The 13,508-nt window shown below is 55.6% G+C and carries 16 protein-coding genes; 1 reads left to right on the top strand and 15 read right to left on the bottom strand.

What is annotated here, in order from left to right; translation table 11 throughout:
* Positions 1 to 15: 15 nt before the first annotated feature.
* The 13 genes from ACYVGC_RS03220 to carB all read right to left on the bottom strand — a co-directional run bounded on the left by ACYVGC_RS03220 (position 16) and on the right by carB (position 10,434).
* Positions 16 to 1,233: a J domain-containing protein gene (locus tag ACYVGC_RS03220; protein ID WP_460582333.1), complete on the bottom strand. Its 1,218-nt coding sequence runs from the start codon at positions 1,231 to 1,233 to the stop codon at positions 16 to 18.
* A gap of 34 nt (positions 1,234 to 1,267) precedes the next feature.
* A complete protein-coding gene (locus tag ACYVGC_RS03215; protein WP_460582332.1) occupies positions 1,268 to 1,405 on the bottom strand; it encodes a hypothetical protein in 138 nt (45 codons plus the stop codon).
* Positions 1,405 to 1,785, bottom strand: a complete 381-nt coding sequence (locus ACYVGC_RS03210; RefSeq protein ID WP_460582331.1) for a hypothetical protein — start codon at positions 1,783 to 1,785, stop codon at positions 1,405 to 1,407. Before ACYVGC_RS03210 ends, ACYVGC_RS03215 begins: the two co-directional genes overlap by 1 nt.
* 75 nt (positions 1,786 to 1,860) lie before the next feature.
* The gene (locus tag ACYVGC_RS03205) at positions 1,861 to 2,061 is read right to left on the bottom strand and encodes a type II toxin-antitoxin system HicA family toxin (protein WP_460582330.1); all 201 of its coding nucleotides are present in this window, start codon (positions 2,059 to 2,061) and stop codon (positions 1,861 to 1,863) included.
* 2 nt (positions 2,062 to 2,063) lie between these two features.
* Positions 2,064 to 2,792, bottom strand: a complete 729-nt coding sequence (locus ACYVGC_RS03200; protein ID WP_460582329.1) for an urease subunit gamma/beta — start codon at positions 2,790 to 2,792, stop codon at positions 2,064 to 2,066.
* A gap of 161 nt (positions 2,793 to 2,953) precedes the next feature.
* On the bottom strand, positions 2,954 to 3,364 hold the full coding sequence (locus tag ACYVGC_RS03195; protein ID WP_460582328.1) for a four helix bundle protein: 411 nt from the start codon (positions 3,362 to 3,364) through the stop codon (positions 2,954 to 2,956).
* A 71-nt stretch (positions 3,365 to 3,435) separates the two neighbouring features.
* Complete coding sequence (locus ACYVGC_RS03190; protein ID WP_460582327.1) at positions 3,436 to 4,035, bottom strand: urease accessory protein; 600 nt, start codon at positions 4,033 to 4,035, stop codon at positions 3,436 to 3,438.
* Between the two features lie 157 nt (positions 4,036 to 4,192).
* Positions 4,193 to 4,684, bottom strand: coding sequence for a GNAT family N-acetyltransferase (locus ACYVGC_RS03185; protein WP_460582326.1), 492 nt, complete (start codon positions 4,682 to 4,684; stop codon positions 4,193 to 4,195).
* 82 nt (positions 4,685 to 4,766) lie between these two features.
* Positions 4,767 to 5,711 carry a Rossmann-fold NAD(P)-binding domain-containing protein gene (locus ACYVGC_RS03180; protein ID WP_460582325.1) on the bottom strand — a complete coding sequence of 315 codons (945 nt, stop codon included), beginning with the start codon at positions 5,709 to 5,711 and terminating at the stop codon, positions 4,767 to 4,769.
* A gap of 53 nt (positions 5,712 to 5,764) precedes the next feature.
* Complete coding sequence (locus tag ACYVGC_RS03175; RefSeq protein ID WP_460582324.1) at positions 5,765 to 6,247, bottom strand: DUF6169 family protein; 483 nt, start codon at positions 6,245 to 6,247, stop codon at positions 5,765 to 5,767.
* Positions 6,240 to 6,410 carry a hypothetical protein gene (locus ACYVGC_RS03170; RefSeq protein ID WP_460582323.1) on the bottom strand — a complete coding sequence of 57 codons (171 nt, stop codon included), beginning with the start codon at positions 6,408 to 6,410 and terminating at the stop codon, positions 6,240 to 6,242. Before ACYVGC_RS03170 ends, ACYVGC_RS03175 begins: the two co-directional genes overlap by 8 nt.
* 281 nt (positions 6,411 to 6,691) lie before the next feature.
* On the bottom strand, positions 6,692 to 7,162 hold the full coding sequence (locus ACYVGC_RS03165) for an SMI1/KNR4 family protein (protein ID WP_460582322.1): 471 nt from the start codon (positions 7,160 to 7,162) through the stop codon (positions 6,692 to 6,694).
* Positions 7,163 to 7,200: 38 nt separating this feature from the next.
* Positions 7,201 to 10,434, bottom strand: a complete 3,234-nt coding sequence (carB, locus tag ACYVGC_RS03160; RefSeq protein ID WP_460582321.1) for a carbamoyl-phosphate synthase large subunit family protein — start codon at positions 10,432 to 10,434, stop codon at positions 7,201 to 7,203.
* Between the two features lie 180 nt (positions 10,435 to 10,614).
* On the opposite strand from carB, the gene ACYVGC_RS03155 reads away from it, so the two are divergent.
* Positions 10,615 to 11,040 (top strand): hypothetical protein, encoded by a 426-nt coding sequence (locus ACYVGC_RS03155; RefSeq protein ID WP_460582320.1) that lies wholly within the window; start codon positions 10,615 to 10,617, stop codon positions 11,038 to 11,040.
* Between the two features lie 85 nt (positions 11,041 to 11,125).
* Here the strand turns inward: ACYVGC_RS03155 and carA are convergent, their stop codons facing one another.
* On the bottom strand, positions 11,126 to 12,211 hold the full coding sequence (gene carA, locus ACYVGC_RS03150; protein WP_460582319.1) for a carbamoyl-phosphate synthase small subunit: 1,086 nt from the start codon (positions 12,209 to 12,211) through the stop codon (positions 11,126 to 11,128).
* A gap of 127 nt (positions 12,212 to 12,338) precedes the next feature.
* A complete protein-coding gene (locus ACYVGC_RS03145) occupies positions 12,339 to 13,502 on the bottom strand; it encodes an aspartate aminotransferase family protein (RefSeq protein WP_460582318.1) in 1,164 nt (387 codons plus the stop codon).
* Positions 13,503 to 13,508: the final 6 nt, after the last annotated feature.

The following is a 13,508-nucleotide window of genomic DNA, read 5'->3' as shown; positions in this document are numbered from 1 at the left end:
GGACTTTAATTAAGATTAATAATTCCTGTATCTACAAAGTAGATTTTTGTTAAATAAGGCCAAGTGTGAACCTAGCTCCACAGCTTTGCTCCATACTATACAAGCAGAATCCTTTCTTGACGTATCATCAAGGCAATTTCCAAGCATCAAAAGTGCTGTTGTATCATTAGGAAACGTGCGTTGCAGCACCCTAGCGTCGGATAAAGCTTCGTCAAATCTTCTATCATCGACTAGCATGTGATAGCGTAGATTTCTTGCTCGCGTGTCAGCTGGGTTTATCGCTAACGATTGGATAAAATCTTCATAAGCCTCTGCTCTGTTGTCAAGTTTTAGCATTAACTGCCCACGATATGTATAATCCCAGCTATCCGGCTTTTTCCTAATCCTAATTGCTTCATTGTAATCTTTTGTAGCACCAGTATCATTCTGAATTGTATGCTTTGCGTAAGCACGCATAAATATTAAATCAGCCTTTTCAAGAGTCTTGTAATTTTTTGTAGTGCCATAAATGTAAGATTTTGAAGTATCAATAACGCTACCAGAGTGCAGCGAAGAATCTACCCGTTGTATAATCTTAGTCCACTGACCTTGCGCCGCAAAAGCTCGTAATTTAGGGTATTCTGTTCCTATGACAAGCTCAGCAGGTTTAGGCTTGAATAGTTCGTAGGAAAAGTATAATACTAGAATAGTTGCGCCTGAGATATAAAATCGTATTTTGTTGCGCTTTAAAAAGTTTATTACATTTATAAAAAATAAAATGATACTTTTAACTGCGCCTTTGATGTAATCTTTTCGTTTGACTCTTTTTTCTAAAAGCGAATGACTTTTTTCTAAGATAGAATATTTTCTTTTAAAATCCTCATATTTAATTTGCAAAGAATCGATTTTCTCGCGCTCTTGATTAAGTGAATTTCTTAGGTTAAAAACTTTGTCTTGCTCTTCGGTAAGTTGTTTTTTGAGTTGCTCGTTAATAAAACGTTCGGTTTTTGAAGAATCGGACTTTTTATTGCTATGCGACTTATTATCGAAAAACTCTCTGTCGTATCTGCTTCTCTTCTGGCTGTCAACTAATGTTTCATAAGCTAATAAGACTTCTTGAAATCTTTCTTTAAAGAAAACATCATTTAGGTGCAAATCTGGGTGTATCTTTTTAGCATGCGTTTTGTATGCTTTTTTAATATCTTCAGTTGTGCAGTTTTGGGTTAAGCCTAAAACCTGGTAATAATTAACCACTTTATTTGACGAAATACTCTGAATAATTAGAAAGTTACCCCAGCTTCCCGAGCGCCTGCTGCTTGCCGGCCTCATCGAGCGGGCCATCAATCCAGCCGTTGCCGCCGTAGACGCGGCGCTCGCCGGCCAGCACTACCAGCTGCACGCGCTTGCGCTCGCCCGGCTGCGGCATTAGAAGGCGAAGTCCATTTCGGCCAGCTCGCGGCCCACGGCGCGCACACCTTCCAGAATCCGGCGCGTCTGGGTGGGGCTGGGTTTTTTGTTGCCGGCAATATACTGGCCGAGCAGGCTTTGGGTCATGCCCAGGCGCTTGGCCAGCGCGGCGGCGTTGATAACCTTGTAGGCGTCGAAAAACGATTTCAGGTCGTAGGTAATTTTCACGTCCTCGATGCCGATGGTGCGGCCGGTGTCGCTCAGGGCCAAGTTGAGTACTTCTACCATGTTGGCCCTTAGCTCCTCGAAGCTCGTTCCTATTGTATAGGCACCTTCGCCCTCGTTGTAAGCGCTATAGCCGGTGGGAGTGCGCTCCACTATCATCTCGTACTTTTTCATGGCTGGCTAGGTGTAGGTAGTAAATATATTACCTGGCAAGTAAAACCTGGGCAAGGCTATCGAAAGTTTCTCATGCTATTTCAAGCCCGCCTGTTTCAGCAGCATTGCGGCCAGTCCCTTGCCGACCTCGGCGCTGCCGTGCAGCGGAAACTCCAAGTAGCCGCTGCGGGTGAGGGCTTTCTTGGTAGCGTGCGCCAGCTTGATGTGGCTGCCCGATTGGGCGATTTTATACCAGCCGTCTTTCAGCAGCTTACGGTAGAGTTCGGAGCTTTTCATAACTAAACTCCCAGCTTCCCGAGCGCCTGTTGCTTGCCGGCCTCATCGAGCGGGCCATCAATCCAGCCGTTGCCGCCGTAGACGCGGCGCTCGCCGGCCAGCGCTACCAGCTGCACGCGCTTGCGCTCGCCCGGCTCGAAGCGCACCGCCGTGCCGGCCGGGATGTGCAGGCGGTAGCCGAAGGCCGCCGCCCGGTCGAAGTCCAGTCCCGCGTTGGTTTCGAAGAAGGGGTAGTGCGAGCCCACCTGCACCGGCCGGTCGCCCCGGTTGAGCACCTCCAGCTCAATTACCGCGCGGTTTTCGTTCAGGATGATGTCGCCCTCGGCCAGCAGGTACTCGCCCGGCACGGCGGCGGGCGCGGGGGCAGCGGCCGGGGCCGTGCGGCTGAGACCACTGCCGTAGAGGGCCAGCTCGGGCGCGCCGTGCTCGCGGCAAATGGGCTGGTGCACGGTCACGAGCTTGGTGCCGTCGGGGAAGGTGCCCTCTACCTGCACCTCGGCCAGCAGCTGGGCCACGCCCTCCAGCACGTCGTTGAAGCCCAGCAGCTGCTTGCCCTTATCCATGAGCGCGGCCACCGACTCGCCGTCGCGGATAAACTCCAGCAGCTGGGTGGCGAGCAGGGCGGCGGCCTCGGGGTAGTTGAGGCGCAGGCCGCGGGCGTAGCGCTTCTGGGCCACTACGCCGGCCTGGTGCAGTACCAGCTTGTCGAGGTCTTTGGGGGCGAGGTGCATCTTGGTTGAATGGGTGGACTGCTGGATTGTTGAATTGGCTGATGGACTGCTGAATGGGTGAGCTGGCGGATGGTTGAATTGGCTGTTGGGCTACTATTCAGCAGATTAGGTAGTAGTCGAGCTACCCAATTCAACCATCTAGCATTCCACCCATTCAACCATTACTTTTTCAGTTTCTCGTTAGTATAGCTTATCAACCAATTCAGCAATCTTGGGAGGCGTTGAAATTCGGTAAAAAGATGCTGATACTCTTCAAGTGAAAGTAGCTGGCGGACTTTGGCCTTCTCATTCCAGTCGAGGCATTCGAATAAAGAGCCGTTGGCAATTCGGTAAAACCTGATTTTGTCTTTCTTGCTGTAGCGCCCAAAGCCCTCCGCAATATTAGCCGAAATGCTGTCAGCGGCGCGAATAAATTGCTCGCCGACGGTTCGTTGGGCGAGTGGCGGCCATTTGGCCACTATTTCCCACACGCGATTGCTTAACGCAAAGCTGACGCGGTAGCACTCTAGGTCGCCCAGCCGCAGGTATTTCTTCGGCGGCTCCTGAGCCAGATTTTCATCAGGTTGCTCCATAATCAGCTCAATGTAAGAGCTGCCAATCAAGTAGTTCGTCAGCCAATTTAACCATCCACCAATTCACCCATCTAACAATTCACCCACACCAACCACCCCCCGTACCCCACGCTCAGTGCCGCCGACAGCACCACCGCGCCGGCCCGTAGCTGCCGCCCGGCCCGCATGCGCAGCGTGAAGGGCACGCGCATCAGGCTCACCGCCGCCAGCATCCCCAGCACCGAGCCCAGGCCAAATAAGAGAATGTAGGCCACCGCCCCCGCCGGGCGCGGAATGACGCTGAGCACGGCCAGCACCAGCGCCCCGCTGCCGGCCAGCCCGTGCACCAGCCCCACGGTGTAGGCAAAGCCCGCCTGCCGCGGCGGCTTTTGAAACGACTGGTACGAATTTTTATCCAGCAAGCGGCTGATGCCCAGGCCGATTAGCATCACGCCCACCGCCGCCTCAAAGTAGCCCGAGTGCAGCCAGGTGGCCCGGCTGAAAATGATAACCGACCCAAACAGCACCAGCATGGTGGTGTGCCCCAGGCCCCAGAACAGCCCGTCGCGCAGGGCCGGCCCCAGCCGGTCGTGGCGCGCCACGAGGGTGCTTACCGCCAGCAGGTGGTCGGGCTCGAAGGCGTGGCCCATGCCCACTACGAGGGCGAATAAGAGGGGTAGGAGGCTATGCACGAAGTATTTAATAAAAACCCGTCTGTCATGCTCATTTAGCGTCCGCTTGCGAAGCATCCTATCGCGCCCGAACAAGTTGTTCGGGCGCGATAAGATGCTTCGCAAGCGGACGCTAGATGAGCATGACAGACGGGTTTTGCTAAGCTGGTAGTAAAATCTACACCGCCCGAATCATCCAAATCTGGCAGCCGAAGTGGCCGCTATCGCCCAGTGGTGCAGTTAGATAGGTGAAGCCCAACCGTTCGTAGAGCGGGATGGCCTGGGTCAGCTCATCAGTAGTTTCGAGGTACACGCGGGCGTAGCCGGCATCGCGGGCGGCTTGCAGGCAGTAGTCGATGAGGGCCTTGCCCACGCCCCGGCCGCGGGCGGCGGGGCGCAGGTAAAGCTTCACCAGCTCCACGGTGTCGGCGGGCAGGCCAGTGGTGGGGAAGATGCCGCCGCCACCGAGGACTTTGCCAGCCACTTCGGCCACGAAATAGGCGCTGCGGGGCGTCTGGCTGAATAGCTCATCGAGGTGGTCTGTGGCGTCGTCGTAGTACGCGGTGCCGGGCTTGGCCGCGCCAAACTCGGCGAGCGTATCGCGGATGGCGCTGGCCAGGGCTGCGTTATCGCCAGGCGCGATGGGGCGGATGATAATCGTGGAATCCAAAGCGAATGTAGAACGGGGTGACACCCCGTTTCTCGTTAGTCATTGTCCTTATGGGAACGGAGTGCCACTCCGTTCTACAAACCTACTTCAGCAGCTCGTGCAGCACCGTCTGCATGGAGAACGTCCGGTTGCCAGCTTCCTGAATGATGAGCGAGCCCGGCGCATCGAGCACGGCATCAGCTACTTCCACGTTGCGGCGCACGGGCAGGCAGTGGATAAATTTGCCGCTATCGGTTAGGTTCATGTGCTCGGGCGTGAGCATCCAGCTGGGGTCGTTGCTCAGCACCTGACCGTAGTCGTGGTAGCTGCTCCAGTTTTTGGCCTGCACGTAGTCGGCCCCTGCCAGAGCCTTGCGCTGGTCGTACTCGATGGTCGCGCCCTTCGTGAACTTTGGGTCCAGCTCGTAGCCGTGCGGGTGGGTGATGACAAAATCGACCCAGTCGATTTCCGCAAACCAGTCGCAGAACGAGTTGGGCACGCACTGCGGCAGGGCGCGCACGTGCGGGGCCCAGGTGAGCACCACTTTCACGCGCTCCTTCTGCTTGGTTTCGGCCACCGTAATCAGGTCAGCAAACGACTGCAAGGGGTGCAGTGTGGCGCTTTCCAGGCTGATAACCGGCACCGTGGCGTACTGCATAATCTTGCGCAGCACCTCCTCGCTGTAATCGGCCTCCTTGTCCTTGAGCGTGGGGAAAGTGCGCACGCCCAGCACGTCGCAATACTCGCTCATCACCGCGATGGCATCCTTGATGTGCTCCTGCGTGGTGCCGTTCATCACCGCGCCGTCGGCCATTTCCAGCGTCCACGAGTCGGCCCCGGCGTTCAGCACCCAGGCTTGCGCGCCCAGGTTGTAGGCGGCCTTCAGGCTGCTGAGACGGGTGCGCAGGCTAGGATTGAAAAATATCAGCCCGACGGTTTTATTCTTGCCCACGTGCTGATAGCCGTAGGGATTGGCTTTGATTTCCAAAGCCTTCTGTAATAATGCTTTGTAGTCGCCCGCATCGGCGAAAGAAGTGAAGTTTTTCATGGATTGTAGCGCAGATTCTGAAGAGTCCGCGGATAATGAGGCAAAGCGCAAAATTACTGGCCTTTCGCCTCAGTGCACAGTTGAATCTCAGCTCGCAGAAAAGCGATGATTTCCGTACGCAACGGGTGGTCTTGTCGGAATAATAAGCCGCCCACAATAGCCGGCTCACTAGCAGTTATCTCGATGGGCAACTGCTGAAACTGCCCGACTCGGTCGTTCACCAGCCGCCAACGCGTGAAAAGACGCTGCCTGGCAAAATGCTTTTCATCGCTCGATTCGCAGATGTACAGCAGAATATACGCGCGTTGCGTTTCGAAGAATCGCCAGATGAGGTAAAATAGCGTGGCCGCCACGCGGGCATCCTCGGGGCCAACAGTCGGGCCATCCGGAAAAAAGGAAAAGTCAAAAACAAGGCCCGCCAACTGGACATCTGCCGGCAAAGGCATTTCCAGAAAGCGGGCCGAATAGGGGATAGCGTGGTCGGTAGTGAAGCGGAAGATGCCATCGGCCACCGTCACCGGGTACGGCTCAGGCATCAAACGTCAGGAACTTGTAGCCTTGCTCTTTCAGGCGGGCCACATCACCGCGCTTGATGGCCGCATCGGCTTCCTGCTTCATCCGCAGCGCCGTGCCGATAAAACCGGGCTTGGGCGCGGCTTTCGGGGGCGTTTGAGGGTTGGGTGATGCAGTTGTTTTCATGACGTTACTATTACCAAGTAATTGGTCGGTTAGTTTCAAAGGTAATAAACGGAGCGCAACCGAAAAGCTGCTTCTATATCTTCGCCGCCCGCTTCTTACTCATTGGACCGAGAAGTTAGGTGAGATTCCACCTTCTTCTTCGAAGCCTTCGGTGTTCCTGCACCGGGGGCTTCACCTTTTCAGGAGCAGCCGTATGGTGAGGTGGAAAAACCGTGCGGTAGGGCAAATGTACTTAAACTACTTTATGACGGGTGCTGACTAAAATAACATCTTTGGTAAAGTCAAATCAGTAAATTATCAGAATTCGCTAGATACAGAGAAATGAAATCTGAAAATGACTCTGCTATGACTTTATGAATACCGCCGCATATTGCATACACTTCGTTTTTAGCGGTATTTACATTGCTTAGCCGAATAGCGTAGACAATAAGACTGATTGAATAATCAGCAAATACAAAGCACATCTCAGCATGCTCTATCTCATGTAGTATGTCGCTGTGCCTTGGAATTCCATGATATTCGCCGAGCTGAGTGACAACGTCTTTGATTTTATTCAGTGAATAAAATTCATAGAAATCGTCATCCACTTCACCGTCCATACCATTTACAAGGTTGAAGTAGCTACGTAAATCTTCCGGAAATTTTACGTTGCGGTCAGTTTCGAATTTTAAAATACCAGATTCGCTTGCTGTCCATTCAGACCGGATTTTTCTCTGTTCCCAAATAGCCTTTAAGTGAAGAAACTGTTCCATATAAAAAGCGCAGACTCAAAAGAATCTGCGCTATCAATTTACATCGCCTTATACTCGTTCCAGCTCTTAATCTTCAAGTCCTTCATCTCCAGTGAGCAGAAAGCCTGAATAAACGCCTTCGCCAGCCGCGCATTCGTCAGCAAACCGACGCCGAAATCCACGGACGTGCGGCGGATTTTGTAGTCGTTATCCAACTCGCCTTTCGAGAGGTTTTTGGGGATATTAATGACCAGGTCGATTTTCTTTTCCTTCAGATACGTCAGCACGTTGGGCTCCTGCAATTCATCGGGCCAGAAGAGCAGGCTGCTGGGAATGCCGTTTTCGGCGAAGAAGCGGTGCGTGCCCTGGGTGGCGTACACGGTGTAGCCCTTTTTGATGAGCAGCGCGGCGGGCGCGAGCAGGGCCACTTTGGAGATAATGGGGCCGCCGGAAATGAGCACCGTTTTCTGCGGGATTTTGTAGCCCACGCTCAGCATCGATTTCAGCAGCGCTTCCTCGGCGGTGTCGCCCAGGCAGCCGACTTCGCCGGTGCTCACCATATCGACGCGCAGCACCGGGTCGGCACCGGGCAGGCGGGTGAAAGAGAACTGCGGGGCCTTCACGCCCACGAAGGGCAGGTCGTAAATCCGCTCGCTTTCGTCGCGCTCTACGTGTTTGCCCAGCAGGATTTGCGTGGCTTTTTTGATGAGGTTGTTACCCGATATTTTCGACACGAAGGGGTAGCTGCGCGAGGCGCGGATGTTGCACTCAATCACCCGAATTTCGCCGTTTTTTTCCAGAAACTGGATGTTGAACGGGCCGCTGATTTCGTAGCGCTTGGCAATCTTTTCGGCGATGATTTTCAGCTTGCGGATGGTGCCCACGTACACCCGTTGGGGTGGGTAGTACATGGTGGCGTCGCCGGAGTGTACGCCGGCAAACTCCACGTGTTCCGAGATGGCATAGCTCACGATGTCGCCGTGGTCGGCCACGGCATCCAGCTCAATTTCCTTGGCTTCCTGGATGAATTCCGACACCACCACCGGGTACTCGTCGCTCACCTCCACGGCGGTTTGCAAAAAGGCTTCCAGCTCGAAGGTGTTGGACACCACGTTCATGGCGGCACCCGACAGCACGTAGCTCGGCCGGATGAGCACCGGGAAGCCGACTTCGCGCACGAATGCATTCATGGCTTCCAGCGAGGTCAGCTCCTTCCAGCGCGGCTGGGCAATGCCCAGCTCGTCCATGATGCTGGAGAACTTGTGGCGGTTTTCGGCCTCATCGATGCGCGCTGGCGCGGTGCCCAGAATGGGCGCGTGGGCGTCGGCCAGGCGGGTGGCGAGGTTGTTGGGAATCTGGCCGCCGGTGCTCAGAATCACGCCGCCGGGCTGCTCAAAATCCAGGATGTCCATCACCCGCTCGAAGCTCAGCTCCTCGAAATACAGCCGGTCCGACACGTCGTAGTCGGTCGAAACGGTTTCGGGGTTGTAGTTGATAATGATGGTTTTGTAGCCCTCGGCCGCCGCCGTTTGCACGGCCTGCACGCCGCACCAGTCAAACTCCACCGACGAGCCGATGCGGTACACGCCCGAGCCCAGCACCACCACCGACTGCGCGGTCTCGCGCGTCAGGTCGTTTTCGGTGCCGTGGTAAGTGGTGTAGAGGTAGTTGGTTTTGGCCGGGAATTCGGCCGCCAACGTGTCAATCTGCTTCACCACCGGCAGCACGCCCAGGGCCTTGCGACGGGCGCGCACCAGCAACTCATCGGCCTTCACGTCGCCCTCGCCCAGCAGCTTCACGGCAATCTGCTGGTCGGAGAAACCAGCCTTTTTTACGTCGCGCAGTAGCTTGGTTTCCAAGCCATCGAGGCCCGCAGAGCGGCCGGCAGCTAGTTGATTGCCCAGCTCGAAAATGGTGTACAAACGCTGCAAAAACCAGTGGTCAATCTTGGTCAGCTGGTGTACTTGCTCCAGCGTGTAGCCGGCCTCAAAGGCGCTGTTGATGGCGAAGATGCGCTCCTCGTTGGGCTCGCTCAGGAGCTGGTCGATGGCGGCGTGGTCTAGCTCGTCCTCAGGGCGGTTGGCCACGAAGCCGCGCTTGCCGGTATCCAGCATCCGCAGGCCTTTCTGAATGGCTTCCTCAAAGGATTTGCCGATGGCCATGACCTCGCCCACGCTCTTCATGGCGCTGCCAATCTGGCGGTTAACGCCCGCAAATTTGCCCAAATCCCAGCGTGGCAGCTTCACCACCACGTAGTCGAGCGCCGGCTCGAAAAAGGCCGAAGTCGTCTGTGTAACGCTGTTTTTCAGCTCGGCCAGCGAGTAACCCAGGCTCAACTTGGCGGCCACGAAGGCCAGCGGGTAGCCCGTAGCCTTGGAAGCCAGCGCCGAGGAGCGCGACAGGCGTGCGTTCACCTCAATCACGCGGTAATCTTCCGAAACGGGGTCCAGCGCGTACTGAATGTTGCACTCGCCCACGATGCCCAGGTGCCGGATGGTCTGGATGCCGATGGTGCGCAGTTTGTGGTACTCGCGGTTGCTGAGCGTCTGCGACGGGGCCACTACGATGCTCTCGCCGGTGTGAATGCCGATGGGGTCGAAGTTCTCCATGTTGCAGACCGTGATGCAGTTATCATAGGCATCGCGCACTACTTCGTACTCCACTTCCTTCCAGCCCTTCAGCGACTCTTCCACCAGAATCTGGTCGGAAGTGGTGAAGGATTTTTGGGCCAGCTCGCGCAGCTCGTCCATGTTGTTGGCGAAGCCGCTGCCCAGGCCGCCCAGCGCAAACGCCGCCCGCACGATGATGGGGAACCCGATTTTCTCGCCCGCCGCCAGCGCATCGTCCATCGTCGTCACGGCCACGCTGCGGGCCGAGAGCACGCCAATCTGCTCCAGCTTCTCCTTGAAAATATCCCGGTCCTCGGTGTCGATGATGCTCTGCACGGGCGTGCCCAGCACCTGCACGTTGTACTTCTCAAACACGCCGGCGCGGTACAGGGCCACGGCGCAGTTCAGCGCCGTTTGGCCGCCAAAGGCCACCAGAATGCCATCGGGCTGCTCCTTTTTGATGACTTCCTCCACGAAGTAGGGCGTCACGGGCAGGAAGTACACGTCGTCGGCAATGTTGTCCGACGTCTGTACGGTGGCAATGTTGGGGTTGATGAGGATGGTGCGGATGCCTTCCTCCTTCAGCGCCTTGAGGGCCTGCGAGCCGGAATAATCGAACTCCCCGGCCTCGCCAATTTTGAGGGCGCCGGAACCAAGGATGAGAACTTTGTTGGGTTTGTTCATTCTAAGGGTTGGGTAACAGACCGTTGTAAGGGTCAGTTAATATTGAACGTCATGCTGAGCAAAGTACAGAACGCATGAGTTCTCTACTGAAGCGAATGCCTAATTTGACGAGGCAAATACTTCCAAAATTTGGGCTTTAATTTGGCGTCTACTTAGTCTCGTACTCATCTGGATTTACTCATGGCCATTAACGTTCAGTATACTTCTCACACTTTCAAAGGGCTAGTCATTGATAGGGAGTTGTACAATCACTTGCGTGAAGCATTGCAATTTGAACCCGATGCTAAGCTGTTTGGGATTGCTGATTGGTCCTTTATGAAGTGGGAGTTGAAAATGGCATTGTGCTTAGCTGTGGTATGCGGTCTGTCAGCGCTGCTCGAGCCTTTTACCAAAAACAGTGGGTTCTTATCCGCTGTATTTTTAATAATAACGATACCAGCTGTGGTGTTGCTCTTTGGAATAGTTATGCGTATGATGTTTGAGGTTCGCAGCTTTCTTGGTTATAAGATTAAAGCAAACGCTTATCACAGAAAACTTCATAAGAGTTTAGTAGAAACAAATAGTTACGAGGATTTTATCAAGGCTTTTTCGAAGCGGCTCAGATAAAGTAGCCTACTTGCTTAATTAAGCAAGCTTGCGGCTAATACAAACTGTAAATAGGTGATTCTACTTTGCTCTGTCTGTAGCGTTTCTACTTCGCCTGTCCCTCCTTATACTCTACCACTGCTCTCAAAAAGTCATCAAACAGAAACTCCGTATCCTGCGGGCCGCCGGCGGCTTCGGGGTGAAACTGGGTGGAGAAGAACGGCTTGGTTTTGTGCTTGATGCCTTCGCAGGTGCCGTCGTTCAGGTTCTCGAACAGCATGTTCCAATCAGCCGGTAGTGTTTCGGTATCGACCGCGAAGCCGTGGTTTTGGCTGGTGATGTAGCAGTGCTGGGTGCCGGTGAGCTTCACGGGCTGGTTGTGGCTGCGGTGGCCGTATTTCAGCTTGAAGGTATCGCCGCCCGCGGCCAAGCCCATCAGCTGGCTGCCCAGGCAGATGCCGAAAATCGGCTTGTCCTGTTGCAGGGCTTTTTGCAGATGAGCGATGGTGGCTTCGCACATTTTGGGGTCGCCGGGGCCGTTGCTCAGGAACAGGCCGTCGTAGTCCAACGTGGTGAAATCGTAGTCCCAGGGCACCCGAATCAGCTCCACGTCGCGCTCTAGGAAGCAGCGGATGATGTTGGTTTTGGTGCCGCAGTCCACGAGCACGATTTTGTGCTGGCCGCTGCCGTAGTGCTGCACGCCGGCCGGGCTCACCTGAGCTACTAGGTTGTCGAGGTTGGGGTCGTGCAGGGGCACGTCGGTTTCGGCCACGATTTTGCCCAGCATGGCGCCTTTCTCGCGCAGCTTCTTGGTGAGCATGCGGGTATCGACGCCAAAAATGCCGGGTATGTTGTACTCCTTGAGCCAGTCGCCGAGGCTTTTGGCGGCGTGCCAGTGGCTGTGCTCCTCGGAGTAGTAGCTCACCACGAGCCCGGCAATGTGGATTTTGTCGGACTCGAAAATGGTGGAAATCGACTCGTATAGCTCCTCGCCGGGCACGCCGTAGTTGCCCACCATGGGGGTGGTGAGCACCAGAATCTGGCCGGCGAAGGACGGGTCGGTGAGGTTTTCGGGGTAGCCGGTCATGGCCGTGCTGAACACCACTTCGCCCGCGGCGGAGGTGAACGCACCGAAGGATTCGCCCTGAATTTCGGTGCCGTCTTCGAGGATGAGTTTTACTGGTTGGAACATCTAAGTTGTTGCTGTTTTAGAGACGCAAAGTTATTAAGCCTTCCTCGTCGCAGACCATGTTAGTATGCGTCGTTCTGGTACGGGCCGACAAACAAAGAGACGCAATATATTGCGTCTCTATATCCTATTAATCCAATGCCGAAGCTTGGTGAATGACTTCTATCGACTTCTCCGTCAGCGCAAACAGCGCTTCCAAAAATCGGTCAACCTCGGCCTTCGTGATATTCAGCGGCGGCAGCAGCCGCAGCACCGTGGGGTCGGAGGCGTTGCCCACAAAAATGTGGAAGTCGGCCAATAGCTTGTCGCGGATTTCCTTGATGGGGAAGTCGTACTTGATGCCCACCATCAGGCCGCGGCCCCGGATTTCCTGGGCGCCTGCGTGGGCCAGCAGCTCGCGGCGCAGGTGGTCGCCCATGGCGGCGGCGTGGGCCAGCAGGTGCTCGTCTTGCATTACTTCGAGCACGGCCAGGGCAGCCGCGCAGGCCAGGTGGTTGCCGCCAAACGTGGTGCCCAGCAGGCCATAGGAGGCCTTGTACTGCGGCGCAATGAGGATGCCGCCGATGGGGAAGCCGTTGCCCATGCCCTTGGCCACCGAGATGATATCGGGCCGGATGCCGGCCCACTGGTGGGCAAAAAACTTGCCGCTGCGGCCGTAGCCGCACTGCACCTCATCGGCGATGAGTAGTGCGCCGTGCGCGCCGCATACCAGCGAGAGGCCCACCAGAAACTCATCGGGCGGCATGATGATGCCGCCTACCCCCTGAATGGGCTCCACGATGACGGCGCACACGTCGCCGCCGCGCAGCACCTCAATAACCGCCTGCAAGTCGTATTCCAGGAAGGAAACGAGGTGGTCGGCGTTGAAGGGGGCAATGATTTTGGGGTTGTCGGTGGCTGCCACCGCGCCCGACGTGCGGCCGTGAAACCCGCCCTTAAACGCGATAACCCGCTTTTTGCCCGTGTGGAAAGAGGCCAGCTTCAGCGCATTCTCGTTGGCCTCGGCCCCCGAGTTGCACAAAAACAGCGCGTAGTCGGGGTAGCCCGACACCTCGCCCAGCTTCGTGGCCAGCTCGCGCTGAATCGGAATCTGCACCGAGTTGGAGTAGAAGCCGATGTTTTGCAGCTGCTCGGTGAGGCGCTGCACGTAGTGCGGGTGGCTATGGCCAATGGAAATAACGGCGTGCCCGCCGTAGAAATCCAGGTATTCCTGGCCTTTATCGTCCCACAGCTTGGCGCCGAGCGCCTTCACGGGCGTGATGTTGACGAGGGGATAAACGTCGAAGAGGTTCATGGTTTA

The sequence above is a fragment of the Hymenobacter arcticus genome (assembly GCF_054779975.1).
The sequence above is the reverse complement of the archived record's forward strand: the minus strand, read 5'-3'. Positions and strand labels throughout refer to the sequence as shown.

What these genes read in the sequence shown, in the direction of transcription:
- ACYVGC_RS03215 (WP_460582332.1), bottom strand. Translation starts at nt 1,405, where the DNA reads ATGCCGCAGCCGGGCGAGCGCAAGCGCGTGCAGCTGGTAGTGCTGGCC.
- ACYVGC_RS03210 (WP_460582331.1), bottom strand. Translation starts at nt 1,785, where the DNA reads ATGAAAAAGTACGAGATGATAGTGGAGCGCACTCCCACCGGCTATAGC.
- ACYVGC_RS03205 (WP_460582330.1), bottom strand. Translation starts at nt 2,061, where the DNA reads ATGAAAAGCTCCGAACTCTACCGTAAGCTGCTGAAAGACGGCTGGTAT.
- ACYVGC_RS03200 (WP_460582329.1), bottom strand. Translation starts at nt 2,792, where the DNA reads ATGCACCTCGCCCCCAAAGACCTCGACAAGCTGGTACTGCACCAGGCC.
- ACYVGC_RS03195 (WP_460582328.1), bottom strand. Translation starts at nt 3,364, where the DNA reads ATGGAGCAACCTGATGAAAATCTGGCTCAGGAGCCGCCGAAGAAATAC.
- ACYVGC_RS03180 (WP_460582325.1), bottom strand. Translation starts at nt 5,711, where the DNA reads ATGAAAAACTTCACTTCTTTCGCCGATGCGGGCGACTACAAAGCATTA.
- ACYVGC_RS03175 (WP_460582324.1), bottom strand. Translation starts at nt 6,247, where the DNA reads ATGCCTGAGCCGTACCCGGTGACGGTGGCCGATGGCATCTTCCGCTTC.
- ACYVGC_RS03170 (WP_460582323.1), bottom strand. Translation starts at nt 6,410, where the DNA reads ATGAAAACAACTGCATCACCCAACCCTCAAACGCCCCCGAAAGCCGCG.
- ACYVGC_RS03165 (WP_460582322.1), bottom strand. Translation starts at nt 7,162, where the DNA reads ATGGAACAGTTTCTTCACTTAAAGGCTATTTGGGAACAGAGAAAAATC.
- carB (WP_460582321.1), bottom strand. Translation starts at nt 10,434, where the DNA reads ATGAACAAACCCAACAAAGTTCTCATCCTTGGTTCCGGCGCCCTCAAA.
- ACYVGC_RS03155 (WP_460582320.1), top strand. Translation starts at nt 10,615, where the DNA reads ATGGCCATTAACGTTCAGTATACTTCTCACACTTTCAAAGGGCTAGTC.
- carA (WP_460582319.1), bottom strand. Translation starts at nt 12,211, where the DNA reads ATGTTCCAACCAGTAAAACTCATCCTCGAAGACGGCACCGAAATTCAG.
- ACYVGC_RS03145 (WP_460582318.1), bottom strand. Translation starts at nt 13,502, where the DNA reads ATGAACCTCTTCGACGTTTATCCCCTCGTCAACATCACGCCCGTGAAG.